The following is a 20,375-nucleotide window of genomic DNA, read 5'->3' as shown; positions in this document are numbered from 1 at the left end:
GATGCTGTATTACCTATTTGAATATTTAGAACAAACATTTGAGTTTCCTGGAGCATCGCTTTTTGGTTTTATAACATTTAGAGCTGCTGTTGCTATTATTTTGTCATTGCTGATTTCTATCGTATTCGGTAAGCGTATCATTGCTTACTTACAAAAACAACAAGTGGGTGAAACCATACGCGACTTAGGGTTAGAAGGTCAGGTTGAGAAAGCTGGTACGCCAACAATGGGTGGAATCATTATCATTTTGGCGACCCTAATTCCGGTACTTCTATTAGCCAAGCTTGAAAATATTTACATCATACTTTTATTGATTACTACCATTTGGATGGGAGCTATCGGGTTTTTGGATGATTACATAAAAAAATTCAAAAACGATAAAGAAGGTCTAAAAGGGAAGTTTAAAGTTTTAGGGCAAGTTGGTTTAGGTCTAATCGTAGGAGCGACGTTATACTTTCATCAAGATGTGACGATGAAAGAAAAGTTGCCTGTGGAGCAACAGGAAATTTTGATAGCTGAAAACCCTCAAATTGCAGCATCTGAACTTTTTGAAGAGGAATCTAAATCCACAAAAACAACTATTCCATTTGTAAAGGGAAATGAATTTGATTATTCAGACTTAATTACTTGGATTAGTCCTGGTCTTAAGGATTATGCGTGGATTGTATTCATCTTGGCAGCAATATTTATTATAACTGCGGTTTCTAATGGAGCCAATCTTACCGATGGCATCGATGGCTTGGCAGCCGGATCCTCAGCCATAATTGTATTGACTTTGGGCATATTCGCATGGGTTTCTGGTAACATTATTTTCTCAGAATACCTCAATATTATGTACATCCCAAGGGTTGAGGAAATCACTATTTATATAGCAGCATTTGTTGGTGCCTTAGTTGGATTTTTATGGTACAACACCTATCCGGCACAAGTATTTATGGGTGATACAGGAAGTTTAACTATTGGCGGTATCATTGCGGTCATTGCAATTGCAGTTCGTAAGGAATGGTTGATTCCGTTGCTGTGTGGCATTTTCTTAGCGGAAAATTTATCTGTTATGATGCAGGTGAGCTATTTCAAATACACACGGAAAAAGTATGGAGAAGGAAGGCGGATTTTTAAGATGTCTCCATTACACCACCATTATCAAAAATCAGGATATCACGAAAGTAAAATAGTTACACGGTTTTGGATTGTTGGCATTTTCTTGGCAATTCTAACGATTGTAACCTTGAAGATTAGATAGATGAAACGGCTAGTTGTGCTTGGTGGAGGTGAAAGTGGAGTAGGTACGGCACTCTTAGGAAAAGAAAAAGGGTTTGAGGTCTTTGTTTCAGATAAAGGAGAGATAAAGAAAAAATACAAGGACGTTCTTATACATCATGAGATTGAATGGGAGGAAAACCAACATTCGGATTCAAAAATATTGAATGCAGATGTTGTAATGAAAAGTCCAGGTATTCCTGATAAGGTTGAATTGGTCCAAAAGCTGATTTCAATTAGGGTTTCAGTAATTTCTGAGATTGAATTCGCTTCTAGATATACTGATGCTACTCTGGTTGCAATTACAGGTAGTAATGGTAAAACAACCACTGCAACTTTGACGCATCATGTGTTGAAACAACAAATAAATGTAGGATTAGCAGGTAATATAGGAGACAGTTTTGCAAAGCAAATTCTAGAGAAAAATTACCCAAACTATGTTTTGGAGATCAGTAGTTTTCAGTTAGATGGCATCGTAAATTTTAAACCACATATTGCTGTTTTAACAAACATTACACCAGATCATTTGGATCGATACGACAATAATTTTGAAAACTATGTGACTTCAAAATTCAGGGTTGTTGAAAATCAAACAGAAGAAGATTATTTCATTTACGACGCTGACGATTCAGTGATTAGAGAATGGCTAATAACACATCCCATCAAATCTCAAAAGTTGCCATTTTCATTACTAAAGGATATTGAGAATGGTGCTTATTTAAAAGACAAAAACATAATAATAACAATAGATAACAATCAAATAATTATGCCAATAAACAAACTTGCCTTAGAAGGAAAGCACAACATTAAAAATGCGATGGCTGCTTCTACAGTAGCTCATTTGCTAAAGATTAGAAAGCAAACCATACGTGAGAGTTTAGAAAACTTTCAAGGTGTGGAGCACCGCTTAGAAAATGTAGTGCGGATTAATAAAGTTCAATATATCAATGACTCAAAAGCAACCAACGTCAATGCAACGTATTTTGCTTTAGAAAGTATGGACGCACCTACTGTATGGATCGTCGGTGGTACAGATAAAGGGAACGATTATAAAGAATTATTTCCTTTCGTTAATGAGAAGGTTAAAGCCATTATCTGCTTGGGTGTAGATAACGAAAAGCTGATGAGGACTTTTGGTAATATGGTAGATGTCATTATAGAAACTCAATATATGAGCGAAGCTGTTAAAATTGCCTATAAGGTTGCTGAGGCTGGTGATAATGTATTGCTGTCTCCAGCGTGTGCAAGTTTTGATCTTTTTGAAAATTACGAAGATCGTGGGCGTCAATTTAAAGCTGCAGTGCGTAACCTCTAAGAGAAATTAATTTGGAGTTGTTTAAGCAAATAAAAGGAGATAGGTTGATTTGGGCAATAGCAGCCTTGCTTGCTATATTCTCATTTTTACCTGTGTATTCTGCTGCTAGTAATTTGGCATATACTGGTGGTGTGGGTAATACCTTCACTTATTTTGTAAAACACTTTATGCATTTATTGTTGGGCTTTGCTATTATGTACGGAGTTCACAAAATCCCTTACCGTTACTTCCGAGGACTATCGATGGTGATGTTACCTATTGTTTTTGTTCTATTAATTGTCACGGTTCTTCAAGGCACCACAATCGATGGGGCTAATGCGAGTCGCTGGATCCAGATTCCACTAGTAAATATGTCTTTTCAGACATCAACTTTAGCTTCAGTGGTTTTAATGGTTTATGTGGCAAGGTATTTATCGAAAATCAAGGACAAAAAAGTGAGCTTTAAAGAGACGCTATTGCCGTTGTGGGCACCTGTGTTTTTGGTTTTGGCTTTAATTCTCCCTGCTAACTTTTCTACAACAGCTATCATTTTTGTTATGATAATGCTATTGTCTTTTATAGGCGGATATCCTATTAAATATCTACTGGTTATTATCGGAACAGGTATTATGGCATTAGTATTTTTCATTTTAGTAGCAAAATCATTTCCTGATGCCATGCCTAACCGTGTAGATACCTGGATGAGCCGAATTGAGAGTTTTACAAGCACGGAAGAAACAGTTGAAGACTATCAGATTGAGCAAGCAAAAATAGCTATAGCTTCTGGCGGAATAAGCGGTTCTGGTCCAGGTAAAAGCAAACAAAAAAACCTGTTGCCACAATCATCTTCAGACTTCATTTTCGCAATTATTATTGAGGAATATGGACTTATTGGAGGTGTGTTTTTGTTAATTCTTTACTCTTGGTTGTTGTTTAGGTTGGTCATTGTGTCCCAAAAATCCGATACGGTTTTTGGAAAATTATTAGTGCTAGGTGTTGGTTTGCCGATTGTATTTCAGGCATTAATAAACATGGCAGTTGCAGTTGAACTTTTCCCTGTAACTGGTCAAACACTACCATTGATAAGTAGTGGGGGAACATCCATTTGGATGACATGCTTGGCCATAGGAATTATTTTAAGTGTTAGCGCAAAACGAGAAGAGATTAAGGAATTAGAAAATAACGAAGAAAATCCGTTGGACATTTTATCCGAAACGATTTAATGAGTAACTATAAAATTATCATATCAGGAGGAGGAACAGGAGGACATATTTATCCTGCAATCGCTATTGCGGATGAAATTAAATCACGCTACCCTGAATCTGAATTTTTATTTGTTGGTGCTTATGATCGTATGGAGATGGATAAAGTACCTCAAGCGGGATATACCATTGAAGGGCTTTGGATTTCTGGGTTACAGCGAAAATTAACACTTAAAAATTTAATGTTTCCCTTTAAACTGATAGTGAGCTTATTGCGTTCGCGGAAAATCATTAAAACATTTCAACCAGATGTTGCTATTGGTACGGGAGGCTTTGCTAGTGGACCTTTGCTACATGCGGCCAATTCTAAAGGTATACCAACATTGATTCAAGAGCAAAACTCTTTCCCGGGCATAACAAATAAACTCCTGAGCAAAAAAGCAGATACGATATGTGTTGCTTACGAAGGCCTTGAAAAATACTTTCCAAAAGAAAAGATTGTTCTAACAGGAAACCCTATAAGAAAAGATTTATTAAATATTGAAGGGAAACAGATTGAAGCTAAAGACACATTCGTTCTAAAGCATAATATGCATACACTTTTAGTTCTAGGAGGTAGTTTGGGTGCACGTAGAGTCAATCAACTTATTGAAGAAAAGTTAGAATTTTTTGCCGAGAACAATGTGCAGTTGATATGGCAGTGTGGAAAATTATACTACGAGCAATACAAAGGCTGTAACAGTTTAGATAACGTGCAAGTTCATGCCTTTTTAAATGAAATGGATATGGCGTACGCTGCTGCGGATATAATAATTTCCCGGGCAGGGGCAAGCTCTGTTTCAGAATTATGTGTGGCTGCAAAACCAGTGATTTTTATCCCGTCGCCAAACGTTGCGGAGGATCATCAAACGAAGAACGCGAAGGCAGTTGCTGATAAAAAGGCAGCTATCCTAATTAAAGAATCTGAGTTAAACGACCAATTTGAAAGTGAATTTTTAGCACTTCTAAATTCTGAAGAAAAGCAAAAAGAATTATCAACTAATATTAAAACATTAGCATTAGTAAACGCAACCAGTTCAATAGTTAATGAGGTTGAAAAATTGTTAAAAAAATAGTGATTAGTCAAAGACAACATATTTATTTTATAGGCATTGGGGGTATCGGTATGAGTGCTTTGGCACGGTACTTTAAGGCGAATGGCAATACCGTCTCTGGCTACGATAAAACTCCGTCGGATATTACTTCTGGATTGGAAGCATTAGGCATTTCAGTAACTTTTGAAGATGACATCGCTACCATTCCAAATGAATTTAAAAACCCTGAACTTACAGCTGTCGTCTATACACCAGCAATCCCTAAAGCTAACAAGCAACTCAATTATTTTATTGAGCATAATTTTAATATTAAAAAGCGCTCAGAAGTACTCGGTGCCATTACTAAAAATACCATTTGTTTTGCAATTGCAGGAACTCACGGTAAAACAACAACCACTAGTATTTTAGGACATTTATTGTATCAGTCAAAAGCTCCTGTAACGGCGTTTTTGGGTGGAGTGAGTGAAAATTATGATTCTAATTTTATTTCAAGTGGAACAGAACTTTCCGTTGTAGAAGCGGATGAATTTGACCGTTCTTTCTTAACGCTTTCTCCAGACTATGCTTGCGTAACGTCAATGGACGCTGATCATCTGGATATTTATGGGGATGCTACAGAATTGACTAAGTCTTTTGAGGAATTTTCAAAACGCGTAAAAGCAAATGGGAAACTATTTGTAAAAAGTGGATTGCCTATAAAGGGTATTTCTTATGGCTTAGAAGATGCATCAGATTATTCTGCCCAAAACATAAAAATTGTAAATGGCAGTTATGTGTTCGATTTAAAAACACCAACTGCAACATATAAAGACTTTCAATTTAACCTACCTGGACGACACAACCTGTCGAATGCAACAATAGCCTTGGCGATGTCTGTAGAATATGGCATCCCTCAGCCGCAGCTCGCCAAAGCTTTAGCATCTTACAAAGGGGTTAAAAGACGATTTACGTATCAGATTAAAACGGATAACCTTGTATTTATTGATGATTATGCTCACCACCCAAAGGAAATTAGTGCAGTAAAGGATGCATTGGATGAAATGTATCCACATAAAAAAGTGTTGGCCATATTTCAGCCACATTTATATTCAAGAACACGAGATTTTGCTGATGAATTTGCGGAATCACTTTCAGGATTCAATGAACTGTTGTTACTGGATATTTATCCTGCAAGGGAATTGCCAATTGAAGGAGTCACTTCGGACTGGCTTTTAAGTAAAATTAGCAATCCTAATAAAAAAGTGATTTCTAAATCAGAGATTATTGATCATGTTCAAAACAGTGATGCCTCTATAATTTTAACAATAGGAGCAGGAGATATAGGAGAAGAAGTAAAACATATTAAACAAGCCTTAAGCGTTGCGAGTTAATTACGGATATATAAAAGTTTTTTTATTGATCATTATGGTCATGTTCTTGTATGCCTTTTCAAATCATAGAAATGCTGTCAGGGTAGTAGGTAAACCTGATATTAATTTTATGGGTGAAGAGAATCTATTCATAACGCATCAGAATGTTAGTAAATTGTTAATACAAAATCAAGCCAGTGTTTCAGACAAGCATAAAGAAATTATAGATTTGAATCGATTAGAAACTGCCCTAAACTCTAATCCAATGGTAAAGAAAGCACAGGTTTATATGTCAGTAAATGGTGTGCTTTCTGCCGATATTGAACAAAAGCAACCTATAGCCAGAGTTCATACAAACGCATCATATTATGTGGATGACGAAGGTCAATATATGCCTCTGTCATCAAATTATTCTGCAAGAGTTCCTTTGGTAACAGGTACGGTAAGAAAGAATAATTTAAATACTATATATACGATTTCAAAAGCTATCAATGACGATGAATTTTTAAAAAAACATGTGATTGAGATTCATCAAAACGCTGATGAAACCATCAATCTAAAGATGAGAACTTTTGATTTTATAGTAGAGCTTGGGACATTAGATAATTTAGAGAAGAAGGTAAATAATTTTAGAGCATTTTATAAAAAGGCATTGAAGGACAAAACAATAGAATTATACAGCAGAATTAATTTAAGGTTTGATAGCCAGGTGATTTGCACCAAAAAATAAGCCATGGAGAAGCAGAAAATTTCGGTAGGACTTGATATTGGAACCACAAAAATTGTGGCGATGATTGGTCGTAAAAATGATTATGGTAAAGTTGAGATTTTAGGGGTTGGTAAGTCCAAAAGTCTTGGCGTACATAGAGGTGTAGTAAATAATATTACCCAAACCATTCAGTCCATTCAACAGGCTGTACAAGAGGCTGAGGCTGCAAGCTCAGAAAAAATTGAGGATGTTACTGTTGGTATTGCGGGTCAACACATTAGAAGTCTTCAGCACAGCGATTATATTACTCGAGCTAATTCCGAATTGGTTATCGACGAAGCGGATATTGATAGACTCATCAACCAAGTACACAAACTGGTAATGTTACCAGGGGAGGAAATTATTCATGTTTTGCCGCAAGAATTTAAAGTTGATGGGCAAGCTGAAATCAAAGAACCTATTGGAATGTACGGTGGTCGTCTAGAAGCTAATTTCCATGTTGTGGTTGGACAAGTATCTTCCATTAGAAACATTGGGCGCTGTGTTCAAAGTTCTGGATTAGAATTAGAAGGTATTACGTTAGAGCCTTTAGCTTCTGCAAATGCGGTGTTGAGTCAAGAAGAAAAAGAAGCGGGTGTAGCATTAATCGATATTGGAGGCGGAACAACAGATTTGGCAGTTTTTAAAGATGGAATAATTCGTCATACAGCCGTGATTCCGTTTGGAGGTAATGTGATTACTGAAGATATAAAAGAAGGCTGCTCCATTATTGAAAAGCAAGCCGAACTCTTAAAAATAAAATTTGGCTCGGCATGGCCAGGCGAGAATAAGGATAATGAAATTGTATCAATTCCAGGATTAAGAGGGAGAGATCCTAAAGAAATAACCTTAAAGAATCTCTCTAAAATTATTCATGCACGTGTCGTCGAAATTATTGAACAAGTGTACGTGGAGATTAAAAACTACGGTCATGAAGAACAAAAGAAAAAGTTAATTGCAGGTATTGTATTAACAGGAGGTGGTAGTCAATTAAAACATCTTAAGCAACTAGTAGAGTACATAACAGGAATGGATACAAGAATAGGGTATCCGAATGAGCATTTAGCTGGTGATAGTGATGACGACATTGCTAGCCCTTTGTATGCAACGGCAGTTGGTCTAGTTATGGATGGTTTAAAACGGCAAGACAGAAAACGTGCGGAAGCATTGGAAGCTAAGCAAATAGAAGAGGCAACATCCGATGGAGGTGAAGCTACAAATAGTGAAGTTGAAAATACCACACCAATAAAAGAACGGCGTTCATTTTTAGATAAATTAACCGAGCGGGTTAAGGATTTTCTAGACAACGCAGAGTAAATAAAAATTTTAAAGTAAATATAAACCCATAAGATAAGTCAATATGAGCAACAACAATGAATTTGGGAACATTTCATTCGACCTACCAAAAAATCAATCCAATGTCATAAAAGTGATTGGTGTTGGTGGAGGCGGAAGCAATGCCATCAATCACATGTTTCAACAAGGCATTAAAGGTGTTGATTTTGTGATTTGTAACACAGATGCACAAGCACTACATAATAGCGGCGTGCCAAATAAAATTCAACTAGGAGTTAATCTAACAGAAGGATTAGGTGCAGGAGCCAATCCAGATGTTGGTGAACAGGCTGCTGTAGAAAGTTTGGAGGACATCCGCCGAATGTTGGATACCAATACCAAAATGATATTTATTACTGCTGGTATGGGCGGTGGTACAGGTACTGGTGCGGCACCTATCATTGCTAAAATGGCACGCGAATTAGATATTTTGACTGTAGGAATCGTTACCATGCCTTTTCAGTTTGAAGGTAAAATGCGTAATGACCAAGCACAGCGTGGTATCGAAAATTTGCGTCATCATGTAGATTCATTGGTTGTTATTAACAACAATAAGCTTAGGGAAGTTTATGGCAACCTAGGATTTAAAGCTGGGTTTTCAAAAGCCGATGAAGTGTTAGCTACGGCATCAAGAGGGATCGCAGAAGTGATAACGCATCATTATACACAAAATATTGATTTACGTGATGCCAAAACGGTATTGAGTAATAGCGGTACAGCAATTATGGGATCTGCAACCGCTTCTGGTCAAACACGTGCTCAGGAAGCCATTATGAAAGCTTTAGATTCACCTTTATTAAATGATAATAAAATTACAGGAGCCAAAAACGTATTGTTGCTTATCGTTTCTGGTTCTCAGGAAATTACTATTGATGAAATCGGTGAAATCAATGATCATATCCAAGCCGAAGCTGGCTATGGAGCCAATATTATTATGGGTGTTGGTGAAGATGAAGCCTTAGAAGAATCAATTTCAGTAACTATTATAGCTACAGGATTTGATATAGACCAGCAAAATGAAATTTCTAATACAGAAACTAAAAAAGTGATTCATGCTTTGGAGGAAGATCATAGTGATATGGGAAACGTTGATCGTGATCCTGCTATCATTACACCAGATATAGTTCTTGAAGATGAAAAGGAAAAGCCAATTGTTCACACCTTAAGTGATGAAAGCGATATGGTTGATGATTCGGATTCAGATTTGATAAAGACCACAGACGAAATAAGAAATATTAATGTCATTTATGATGAAGTTTTAGATATAAAACCTGTGGTTGAAGATGATTTTGTGATAACCCCAGTGAGTCCAAAAGCCGAAGAGGTGACTCCTGAAAGTGACGAAGAACAAATCACTTTGACTTTTGATTTGCCTCTATCCTCAACACATACAAAAGATGAATCTGAGAAAGATGAGAATACTGATAAAGGCATGATGTTTCAGTTAGATGACGAGGTTAATGAGATTGATGTCAATGATCCTATTGAGTTAATTTCTGTAACCGAAGTCAATGAAGAAGGTGAAAAGCGTTATGCTTTAGAAGAATTTTCAACCTATGATTCTAACGTTAATAAATCCAATGACACAGAAGTAAAAGAAGAGGTGGTTTTTGAAAAGAAAGTGCTTTCTGAAGAGAAAACAGAAGAGGTGCCATTAGAGGATGTTGATCCTATGAATAGCCCGATTTCAGAAATTTTAAAAGCACGTGCTGATGAACGTCGCCGTATGATGAAGGACTTCAACTATAAATTCAATAATGCAAAGATTGATGAAATAGAGAAAGAACCTGCATACAAAAGACAAGGAGTAAATCTAGAGCAAGCACAACATTCTTCCGAAACTAATGCGTCTCGTACTTCAGTAGGAACGGATGATAACGATGATATTCAACTGAGAAGCAATAATTCTTTTTTGCACGATAATGTTGATTAATAGCTGTACCAAATAGGTGCTTTACCAAAGCCCGAAAACACCCCCAAAGTTTTTCGGGCTTTTTCATTGGTTTCTTATTTGTTTAAAGAAAAGACTCCAAATTCTTTAGTATATTCGCAGCGCAAATAATAAAGAGAGTTATGAGTTTACAAGCAGATGTAATGACGGCGATGAAGACAGCGATGAAAGAAAAAGATCAAACAGCTTTAGCAGCCTTACGTGCAGTGAAGTCGGAGATACTTTTAGCTCAGACGGCTTCTGCTTCTAACGACGCATTGACCGAGGAAGAAGAAATAAAAATTCTATCTAAGCTTGTAAAGCAACGAAAGGATAGTGCCGCTATTTTTACTGAGCAAAACCGTGAAGACTTGGCAGAGCCAGAATTAGCACAAGCTGAAGTTATATCACAATTTTTACCAGAACAATTAAGTGAGGATAAAATTGCTGAAGTTGTTGAAAACGTAATTGCAGATGTCAATGCAGAAGGTATGAAAGACATGGGCAAAGTTATGGGAATGGTGAGTAAACAATTAGCTGGTAAAGCAGACGGAAAAACCATTTCAACAATTGTTAAGGCAAAATTAATGTCTTAGATAGTATAGATTCCTGCTTTCATAGGAATTAAAAGGCCGCGTGGCGCAACTGAATAGCGCATCAGATTTCGGCTCTGAGGGTTGGGGGTTTGAATCCCTCCGCGGTCACAAGTTAAATCCTAATTTACTTATTATAAGTGAGTTAGGATTTTTGTTTTTTGTTGTGACCGATTTGTGACCATCATTTACCTTTTAGAAAGGTATAAATTTATTCAACAATTAAAAATTCAATAGGCATTATAATCTCATTTTACAGTTTCTAGCATTTGTTTAGTTGCTACAGTTCTAAACCCTGTGTGGTCAGATGCAGAATCCATGCTTGTTCCCATTTTTGCAGAAATCCTAAAACTAGCGCAATAGGAGGCATGACATAAAAAGGAACCTCCTTTTATAATAACCTCTTTTTGATATGGATTATTTGGGTTGTAAGCCATTGATGCCCCTTGCGGATTTAATAGAACTTTAGAGGTGTCGATTTCCTTATAATGGTTAACTTTGAAGAGGTCACTGGTTAGTTCCCAAACATTGCCTAGCATATCATAGATGCCAATACTGTTTGGCGCATAGGATTTAACTGGGGATAGCATTTCAAAACCATCCAAACCTTCATTTTTAGTGGGAAACCTCCCCTGCCAAGTATTGGCTTTACTATTTAAGACCTCATAATTATTACCCCAGGTATAAATTTGTTCTGTTGCTGTGCCCTGGGCAGCAGATTCCCACTCAGCTTCGGTTGGCAACCTCCTATTGGCCCATTTGCAATAAGCTAGTGCATCCTCTAGGGCTATATGCACCACCGGATAATCATCTTTGTCTTCAATCGAACTTCCAGGACCTTCGGGCATTCTCCAGTTAGCGCCAATCTTCCAAGTCCACCATTGACTGTAGTTTTCCATATTTACAACTGTCTGTACTTCTTTATTGAATATAAGACTTCCTGGTCGCAGTATGGAATCGTGTGGTTTTGGGGTTCCTGGAGGTAATTCTTTTTTCATTTCTTCCCAATCGATTGGGCGCTCAGCAACTGTTACATACCCAGTAGCATCAACAAATGCTTTATAATCTTTATTTGTCACCTCTGTTATGTCAATAAAAAAACCATCAACAGCCACCTTGTGTGCTGGTTTTTCTCGCATCATGGCAAATCTGTCGTTGGCCTTTGCTCCTTGGATGAATGTTTTTCCATCAACCCATACCATACCTTCGGGTGTTTTTAAACCCTTTGGTTGATCGACTAGGAGCTGAATATCGCTGTCATTCTTTTTCTCTTTTGTTGTGACGGTATTGATTTGTTCTCCACTTTTTGTTTCAGACTTACATCCAAAAACGAGTATCAAAAACATGCTGATTATAAAAATGTGGAACCTCATAGAATAAGTCATTTATTTTGTGAATATAATTTTATTTGTATCTAAAGCTCAAAACTAAGGGGTTTATAAATCTTAGGACTTACTATTTCAACAGTTTTTATTTTACATAGTTATATGAAACTTAATTAACGCTTAAGATTTTGATTAATAGTATGTTGATTTTTATTATATTAGACGACTAGATTTTAAATTCAATTTAAAATCAAAAATAATTCTCATCATCCAATATCCTTGTTAAATACTTAATTGATTTGGTGTTTATTAAAGTTTAATTATTAAGTATTTAAAAGAGTAAGTTTGTATGCCCCATCCTAAGAAATCCGCTTTAGAATTAAATGAAAAGGAATTTAAAGAAATTGGCTATCAATTAATAGACTCCATTGCTCATTTAATTAATAATATGTCCGATTTGGCGTTGACTACTGATGTTTCAACTGAAGAATTAAGAGCTCAGTTAATAGGTCATTCAATATCAGATGAAGGTGTTTCTGCAAAAGAGCTATTTAATAAAACAACCGAACTTTTAATTAATTACTCTTTGTTTAATGGCCATCCAAAATTTATGGGTTTTATTACCTCTGCTCCTGCACCCATTGGTATTTTAGGAGATCTATTGGGGTCTGCTATTAACCCAAACGTTAGTGCACAGATTCTGAGTCCTATTGCAACCGAGATCGAAAAGCAGACTATTGAATGGATAAGTGATTTTATTGGAATCGATAGTGGTTATGGTGGCCTTTTGGTTAGTGGTGGTAATATGGCAAATTTTACAGGTTTTCTAACGGCAAGAACTTCCAAAATACCTATAAAATTTAAAGAAAAAGGATTTTCATGCCTAAAGGCTAAATGGATAGTATATTGCTCTGAAGCGACACATACATGGATTGAAAAAGCAGTAGTTTTATTTGGGCATGGCCTAGATTCGGTAAGATGGATACCTGTTGATGGTGATAATAAAATTGACGATAATCAATTAGAAAATAGTATTCTTGAGGATATAAAAAATGGTGATTCACCTTTTATGGTTGTTGGTACCGCTGGTGATGTAAGTACAGGTGCGGTTGATAATCTTAAGCGAATTTCTGAAATTTGTAAAAAGTATGAATTATGGTTTCATATCGATGGTGCTTACGGGACTCCAGCAGCAGCATTACCTGAATTAAGTGAGACTTTCTCTGGTATAACTGAGGCAGACTCCATTGCTTTAGACCCTCACAAATGGCTATATGCACCTTTAGAGGCTGGCTGTATTTTAGTTAAAACCCCTGAACATTTAACAGATACCTTTAGTTCACGACCAGAATATTATAATTTCGATGGGTTTAATCCAGAATTAGCGCATAATTTTTATGAATACGGAATGCAAAACTCTAGAGGATTTAGAGCTTTAAAAGTATGGTTAGTATTACAGCATTCTGGTAAAAAAGGGATAATAGATGCCATTAGAAAAGACATAGAACTCTCTAGACTATTTTACAATTTAGCAAGTGCTAATCCAAATTTAGAAGCTATTACTCAAAATTTAAGTATTACGACTTTACGCTATATTCCAAATGAAGCTAATAACAACATATATTCAGATTTGAATTATTTGAATAGACTTAACGAAAAACTTCTTAGTAGCTTGCAGAAAAGCGGGGAGTTATTTCTGTCTAATGCTATAATCAATAAAAAATTTAGTTTAAGAGCATGTATAGTCAATTTTAAAACTTCTGAAGAAGATATAAAAGAATGTATCGATATTATCGTTAAAACAGGAAAACAGATTCACTTAGAAATGTCTTCTAAGAGTATTTAATTTTTCAATTTAGCTATACTGTTGTTGTGTGCGCTTTATTATGCTTTTTATTTACATCATCTAACCTGTGATATAGCTCTTTTAAATTTACAGAAGTACTCATAATATTTTCTGTTAATTTTTCCCTTTCGTCTTGACTTAAATTAGGTGTCATATCAGTTATCATTCTAGGAACGGTTAATTCATGTAGTCCATGAATTGGTAAATTTGCCAGATTTATTTGGGTTTGACCATTTTGACCTCTCTTAACGTCATCTTTATTAGGTAAAGGGAAGTTAGAATCATAAGGTACAGTTAAAGTTATTTTATCTTGCCTTGGGTTATTTTCTGTAAGTACTTCTTCAAACGTAGGAGCCTGATTAGTTCTTTCACCAAGACACCATCTTGATTTTGGAATACCAGACCACTCTAACAATGTTGCCAATATAGAAGTTGAATCATAAGATATACCTGTTCCAGATCTAAAAACCGTGTTTTTTCCTATCCAAGGTGAAACAAGAATAGTTGGAATTCTAACTCCCATAATATCAAAATTAAATCCATCAATGGAATCATTTGGATAAGGGTTTGCCGCATAGGGAGGCTTAACATGGTCTGCTATACCTCCGTGTTCATCAAATGTTATTACAAACAGAGTCTTTTCCCATAATGGGCTATCTTGGATAGCATTAAAAATATCATTTAGGGTTCGTTCACCTGGAATTAAATCATTACCTGGGTGATACGATGTCGAGCCATTGCTAGCCACCCATTTAGGCTCAATAAAAGAAAACTTAGGTAAGGTGCCATATTTTAAATCGTCATAAAATTGATTTAACTGTGGTGCATAGTTGCCAATGACAAACGGATTATCGATTGATGGTATTTGTCCCTTAAGAAATAAATTATAGGTAAATTGGCATCCAATCCATTCTACAGCGTTATAAATCTTAAAATCTTTTATTCCATTACTCCATAACACTTTCCAAATTGACGGTCGATGTGGATACTCTGACCATTCGGTATATTCTACACCGTTCTGAAAATTATCTAAATGTCCGAGAGAAGATCCTGTTAAAGCAAAAGCTCTATTAACATCTGTTCCGCCAGGCATTGAACAAAACCAATCATCTGAAATTGCAAAATTTTCAGCTAAACCATTTAGTACTGGTAATTGCTCAGGGGTGTAGCTAAGCATAACTTCTCGAGTACCATTATTTATCGCAAACCCTCCCATATCTGGTTCAGGCTTTTCACCATTAAGATATTTTTGCAATGTTTTTTTATCATTAAACATTTGCCGTAGTACATCAGAGTTATTATGGTACGGATCATTCTCATCTAAATCAAGCACAAAGCAATTCTCCTCATCGCCTGGTTTATCATTACCTGTAACTGGATAACATGGTTTACCCTTTTTATATTTTAATGTATTTGGATCTGGTAATTTACCGTTGTTATATTTAGTAATCGCAAACTCTTTACCCAGATACTCGTTAGTAAAAGACTTATCAACACCGTCAAAAGTCCCCTCACGCCCAATTACTTTGTAATTAGCATTATTCTCATACAACCAACCGCACACATGGTCAAACGATCTGTTTTCTATCATATAGTAGATTACATGTTCTATTTTATCACGCATAAAATCCATTGTTCCTGGTGTGTCAGCTTCTTTTTCATTATATGGAATAAGTGTTTCTACAGCATTTAATATGGAGTTTTCATTTATGCCATTAGGTAATTTTCCGGTCTTGCCTGCAGATATTAAAACGTCAGCACTTGTTGCATTAAAATTCCAAAGTTGAAATTCATTTGTTTTAGTATTCCAACTGATGACCTGCGTACCCATTACTATAAGTTCATGATCTTCAGTTATTCCTAAAGAATTCCAGTTACCTTTATTTATTGCTGGATAACTCAGAGGATTTTCGCTTTGGGCATCGAACTGCCAGATATTATAATTGCCGGTTTCCTTTTCATAATCAATAACGTAGCCGCCTATAGGAATCAGCTCATGGCCTAACTCAACAGATAGCCAAGCTCCTTGAGGTGTTACAGGTGCTGGTAGTGGATCCGAGCTCCCATTATCAAAATTAAATAATTGGTATGTCCCCCTACCTTGAGTAGGTATCCAATTGAGAACAAAATTATGAAGGGAGACTAATTTTAGGGTGTCGCCTTTTTCATAGCCCTTTTTTGCACCTTGTGGGTTAGAAAAGTCGGACCTTGAACCAAAAAATTTTTTCTTGGCCCACGTACCTGCTTGTACAGCTTTGTTTGTCCATGTATTAGTGTTAAAACTACCTAGAGGGTCATCTGCTTCAGGATTAAATTCTAATAACCTATAGGTGTATTGTTCATCCTTATTCATGGCACTCCATTGCAACACATAATTTCCAACTTGAATTATTTGATCTCCTTCTGGAATAATCAATGGATTATTATACTTTATTTCTTTTAGTAATGATGGGTGATTAATGTCGAAACTCCATATTTGATAGGAACTATTTTTACTGTTTTGGCTGATAACGTATTGATAATTTTGACTAGGCATTTGTGTTTTATTTTTGGTTGATTAATTCTTTAATATAAATTTCCTTATCCTTTGGTGCCCCCAGGTTTTATTTTACCAGAACACGGGTTGTCTTGCTTTTCTGCATCCGCACATCTTTTCCATGCTTCTTCAAATGTATATTTTGGATGAGGCTTAGGAAGTGGCTCAAAAAATAAATCCATTTGGGCTAGGGCACAAATTGTGCGACGGTCATTAGGGGCCTTAGGTTCTGGTGCACCTAATCCGTAGGGATTTCCATACCATCGCTCACAGGCCTGGCGCTTTGCTTCTTCAGGATGAATATTTGGATTGTCATGGTATAATTTTAAAAATGTCGCGGCTACCAAATCTTGAGCTTGGTATTGGCGTATGTCGGGTATCTTGTCTGGGTGCTTAGTGCATTTACCTGTTACACCTGCTGCAATCATATGATTTCCAATAAAATATGGTGTTTCTCTTTTTGAGTCAGGCCTTACCTTAAAAGTCCCAACTTGCATCACATTAACTTGAGGGATTTTATTTGCGTCTTGAGGTAAGATATCAGTATATGCAGTCCTAAACCAACCTGGTGCTTGCGGATCATATAAAGGTGAGCCACAAATTAAGAGAGGCAGTGTGTACTTATTGTCTTCTTCCCAGCCTGGTGGAGTTAGATATAACTCCAACATAGACTTTATATAATCTCTGTCTTTTGGGCCATCAAAAAAAGCTGAAGCCATCATAATGGGGAAATAATCATTAGGGTATTCACTTTCTCCAGAACCTGGTGCTGCAATAGGGTTGACATCTATAAATGTTTTGTAATAGTCAACATCATCAGGAAGAACTCCAGCGGATTTCAAAATCCTTTCCCATCGATTCATTGTCATAGCATTGTTAAATGTCGCTAATTGTGGAACAGCCCACGGTGGATAATGCATTAACAGAAGCCCTTTTTGCCCCATAACATTGAGACCTAATGGAGGAAATAGGCACCATTTAGATGTGCCATCGGATGGGCTATCATTTACATGATAGTTTTTCATTGGATTCCATACACCGAATTCCTTAAGCAATTCCATTCCCTTTATTGCTTTTTGAGCATGGTTTTTATTGAATATTTCTACATGTCGTTCTGCAAATCTAACAAGTTGAGATTTTGAACCAGAGCTACTGAGTGTTACTTCATAATTACCTTTTTTAGGTGTCACTTCTACATTTAGAATTTCACTGACGCCATCTGCTTTTAGTGAATTATGGGTGTAGTAACTAATAACATCTGAATAATTTTGAAATTTTAAACTTTTATCTGCAATTTCTGGATCAGGAAATAACTCTTCAATAGGTTTTACTGCACCTAAAATGTAACTATGTGTAACCATATATTTAATATTATGTTAGACTATAAACTAAATAATGATTTGGGTCTTGTAAATTGATAAAATCTCAATTGGGATGTATCATTGAGATTTTTAATCTATTAGGAACGAGTAAGATAATGATTTTTTTCGATTACAAGATTAACATACAATAATTATGATGTAATTTAATCTGTGAAATTTTTACCATGAATTAAAAATTTATTATTGAAGTGCTCAAGTTTCTCTTTGTAGCCTTCATTTTTAAAACTACTAGGTAAACGAGAAAATCCCTCAATAGATAAACCCATAAGTGTTTTAGAGATATCACGTATTTTTTTTGATTCTAACCCATAACAAGATTCTTTGTAAAGTACACTGTATATGGGGTATAAAGGTTTTAGTAGGTCTATTATAGTATCTAAATTTTTAGAATCATAAAGTAACCCTGTGTAAAAGCAAATTGGGGACAACTGCCATTCTAAAGGAGGCGAATCAATAGACCTGAGTTCTAGGTAGCCTTTTTGGATTCTTACCTCTGGGAATAGTAAGGAAATATGATTTTTAAGATCTAAAACAGTTGGCCAAGCATCATTTATTTTATTACCCATCCAATATTTTAATGTCATTTCTTTGCTCAAAACTTGTGCTCCAAATTCTGACATATAAATTAAAGGGGCATTGATTGTAAACTTATAGTACTCATCGACAAGATCTTGTATCGATAAAGATTGGAGAGGCTTGTGCAGGGATAGAATTCCAGTTCTAGAATTGTCCATGTTTTGCCAAATATAACTTCTGTAAGATTTAAAAGGCTTTCTGTTTTTATTAATTTTATAGGAGTTGGCAAATATTGCGGTAGTAAAGGGGACAAGTAAATTAGCAGCAATTAAACGTTTTGCTTTTATGCTTTCTTCATCCCCAACATCAACATTAATGTGCATTGAACAGGTTTTTAACATCATTTTCCTTCCGTATTTACTAATGCTATTTAAGTAATTTTCTAAAGCTATATATCTTGGTTTTTGTAATTGGTTAGTAAGCTTTTTAATCTTAATAGGATTAATACCATATTGTTGAAAATTTATACCAGATAGATGAGTTACTTCTTTTAAGATCTTTTGACCAAATTTTATCTGATGTTCTAAATCTGCTAAGCTTAGGCATGGCTTAGTACTAATTTCTAATTGGCCTCCAGGTTCAAAAAAGATGCTGTTCCCATTAGAAAAAGGAATCTTATCCACTAAGGTTAAATCGGTATTGGGATTTATTTTAAAGGCTCTAGATTTTGAAATTTTGTCGTATTGCTCAGATATTTTAATTAATGATGGTATTATAGGGTTATTACCATTGTAAAGTTGAGCAGGCTTAATTTCATTAATCGAATTTTCGGAGATAGGGAAGAGTTCTAATTCTACACCAATTTTTAACGGTTCTGATACGCCTGTTTTTTTTTGAAGACCTAATAAATCTGACTCGATGTAGCTGCGGATGATATCGGCAGAGAGTTTACGCTGCTTCATCTATTCTCCCGTTCTTTTATATGCCCATCATAAATCACTTTAGCTGAATCCAATACTGTTTGTGAAACATCAATACCAGAAGTTTGTTTTATTTCATTTAACCCTGTTGGGCTTGTTACATTTATTTCTGTTATGTAATTGCCGATTACATCTATTCCTACAAAGAATAGGCCTTGTGACTTAAGTTCATTTTTTATTTGAGAACAAATCCAAAGATCCCTTTCGGTGAGTTCAAACCCAACTACTTTGCTTCCAACCGCCATATTCCCTCTATGGTCAACACCTTGAGGAAATCGTGCAATCCCATTTTGTATTGGTACTCCGTTAATTAAAATAATACGTTTATCACCAGAGATTTCAATGTCCGACAAATAGAGTTGAGCTACAATGTACACTGTTTCTTTTTTAGTGACTTCCTCAATAATTACAATAGTATTTGGGTCATTTTTACTGATTATAAACACCGATTCCCCTCCCATTTTATCAATAGGCTTAAGAACAATTTTATTGTGCTTTTCTAAAAAATCTAAAATGGACTTTTTAGAACGTGTAAAAATCGAAGGAGGACAACATTGTGGAAAATTTGAAGCAAAAACCTTTTCATTGGCATTTCTTAGTGCAGAAGGTTTGTTTAGTACAAGTACACCTTCCTTTTCTGCTTTCTCAAGGATATATGTTGAAATAACATATTGAATATTGAAAGGTGGATCTTTTCTCATAAAAATAATGTCCAAACTACTTAATACATCAAAAGACTCTTGCTTAACCTCGAACCACGTTTCTGATTTATTATTTACGTCTATAGATGTAATTTTACCATAAGCAGAGTCATTTTTTATTTCTATATCATTTAGAGTTAAATATAGTATTTCCCACCCACGAGACTGAGCCTCTAACATAAGTGCTAGCGTTGAATCTTTTTTTGGATTTATTGTTTCTATAGGGTCCATTACAAACCCAACTCTCATTCGACTCATGTGCATTTTTATGTGTTAGATGTACT

15 protein-coding genes and 1 tRNA gene are annotated in these 20,375 nt (G+C 35.6%); 11 read left to right on the top strand and 5 right to left on the bottom strand.

What is annotated here, in order from left to right:
- Position 1 precedes the first annotated feature (1 nt).
- The 10 genes from mraY (at position 2) to ACFEMA_RS02890 (ending at position 10,916) form a co-directional block, all read left to right on the top strand.
- Positions 2-1,243 carry a phospho-N-acetylmuramoyl-pentapeptide-transferase gene (gene mraY, locus ACFEMA_RS02935; protein ID WP_411766494.1) on the top strand — a complete coding sequence of 414 codons (1,242 nt, stop codon included), beginning with the start codon at positions 2-4 and terminating at the stop codon, positions 1,241-1,243.
- On the top strand, positions 1,244-2,575 hold the full coding sequence (gene murD / locus ACFEMA_RS02930; RefSeq protein ID WP_411766493.1) for a UDP-N-acetylmuramoyl-L-alanine--D-glutamate ligase: 1,332 nt from the start codon (positions 1,244-1,246) through the stop codon (positions 2,573-2,575).
- Between the two features lie 11 nt (positions 2,576-2,586).
- The gene (locus ACFEMA_RS02925; protein WP_411766491.1) at positions 2,587-3,777 is read left to right on the top strand and encodes an FtsW/RodA/SpoVE family cell cycle protein; all 1,191 of its coding nucleotides are present in this window, start codon (positions 2,587-2,589) and stop codon (positions 3,775-3,777) included.
- The gene (gene murG, locus ACFEMA_RS02920) at positions 3,777-4,871 is read left to right on the top strand and encodes an undecaprenyldiphospho-muramoylpentapeptide beta-N-acetylglucosaminyltransferase (RefSeq protein ID WP_411766490.1); all 1,095 of its coding nucleotides are present in this window, start codon (positions 3,777-3,779) and stop codon (positions 4,869-4,871) included. The genes ACFEMA_RS02925 and murG overlap by 1 nt, the downstream gene beginning before the upstream one ends.
- Positions 4,868-6,220: a UDP-N-acetylmuramate--L-alanine ligase gene (gene murC / locus ACFEMA_RS02915; protein ID WP_411766810.1), complete on the top strand. Its 1,353-nt coding sequence runs from the start codon at positions 4,868-4,870 to the stop codon at positions 6,218-6,220. The genes murG and murC overlap by 4 nt, the downstream gene beginning before the upstream one ends.
- Before the next feature lie 34 nt (positions 6,221-6,254).
- A complete protein-coding gene (locus ACFEMA_RS02910; protein WP_411766809.1) occupies positions 6,255-6,929 on the top strand; it encodes a cell division protein FtsQ/DivIB in 675 nt (224 codons plus the stop codon).
- 3 nt (positions 6,930-6,932) lie between these two features.
- Positions 6,933-8,264 (top strand): cell division protein FtsA, encoded by a 1,332-nt coding sequence (gene ftsA / locus ACFEMA_RS02905; RefSeq protein ID WP_411766488.1) that lies wholly within the window; start codon positions 6,933-6,935, stop codon positions 8,262-8,264.
- 43 nt (positions 8,265-8,307) lie between these two features.
- Positions 8,308-10,215, top strand: coding sequence for a cell division protein FtsZ (ftsZ, locus tag ACFEMA_RS02900; RefSeq protein ID WP_411766487.1), 1,908 nt, complete (start codon positions 8,308-8,310; stop codon positions 10,213-10,215).
- Between the two features lie 140 nt (positions 10,216-10,355).
- Positions 10,356-10,808, top strand: coding sequence for a GatB/YqeY domain-containing protein (locus ACFEMA_RS02895; protein WP_411766486.1), 453 nt, complete (start codon positions 10,356-10,358; stop codon positions 10,806-10,808).
- 34 nt (positions 10,809-10,842) lie between these two features.
- Positions 10,843-10,916: transfer RNA gene (locus ACFEMA_RS02890), tRNA-Arg, on the top strand.
- Positions 10,917-11,053: 137 nt separating this feature from the next.
- On the opposite strand, the gene ACFEMA_RS02885 is transcribed toward ACFEMA_RS02890, so the two are convergent.
- Complete coding sequence (locus ACFEMA_RS02885) at positions 11,054-12,151, bottom strand: formylglycine-generating enzyme family protein (protein WP_411766485.1); 1,098 nt, start codon at positions 12,149-12,151, stop codon at positions 11,054-11,056.
- Positions 12,152-12,479: 328 nt separating this feature from the next.
- Between ACFEMA_RS02885 and ACFEMA_RS02880 the strand changes: the two genes are divergently transcribed.
- Positions 12,480-13,976: a pyridoxal phosphate-dependent decarboxylase family protein gene (locus ACFEMA_RS02880; RefSeq protein WP_411766484.1), complete on the top strand. Its 1,497-nt coding sequence runs from the start codon at positions 12,480-12,482 to the stop codon at positions 13,974-13,976.
- A 13-nt stretch (positions 13,977-13,989) separates the two neighbouring features.
- Here ACFEMA_RS02880 and ACFEMA_RS02875 read toward each other — a convergent pair whose 3' ends face one another.
- From ACFEMA_RS02875 to gshB, 4 genes are all read right to left on the bottom strand, one after another.
- A complete protein-coding gene (locus ACFEMA_RS02875; protein ID WP_411766482.1) occupies positions 13,990-16,512 on the bottom strand; it encodes an alkaline phosphatase family protein in 2,523 nt (840 codons plus the stop codon).
- A gap of 44 nt (positions 16,513-16,556) precedes the next feature.
- Positions 16,557-17,873 carry a hypothetical protein gene (locus tag ACFEMA_RS02870; RefSeq protein ID WP_411766481.1) on the bottom strand — a complete coding sequence of 439 codons (1,317 nt, stop codon included), beginning with the start codon at positions 17,871-17,873 and terminating at the stop codon, positions 16,557-16,559.
- A gap of 164 nt (positions 17,874-18,037) precedes the next feature.
- Positions 18,038-19,372 carry a glutamate-cysteine ligase family protein gene (locus ACFEMA_RS02865; protein WP_411766479.1) on the bottom strand — a complete coding sequence of 445 codons (1,335 nt, stop codon included), beginning with the start codon at positions 19,370-19,372 and terminating at the stop codon, positions 18,038-18,040.
- Positions 19,369-20,349, bottom strand: coding sequence for a glutathione synthase (gene gshB / locus ACFEMA_RS02860; RefSeq protein WP_411766477.1), 981 nt, complete (start codon positions 20,347-20,349; stop codon positions 19,369-19,371). The genes ACFEMA_RS02865 and gshB overlap by 4 nt, the downstream gene beginning before the upstream one ends.
- Positions 20,350-20,375 lie beyond the last annotated feature (26 nt).

The sequence above is a fragment of the Winogradskyella sp. A3E31 genome (assembly GCF_046720935.1).
Taxonomy (GTDB): Bacteria; Bacteroidota; Bacteroidia; order Flavobacteriales; family Flavobacteriaceae; genus Winogradskyella.
Note: the sequence above shows the minus strand (reverse complement) of the source record. Positions and strands in the feature narration are given on the sequence as shown.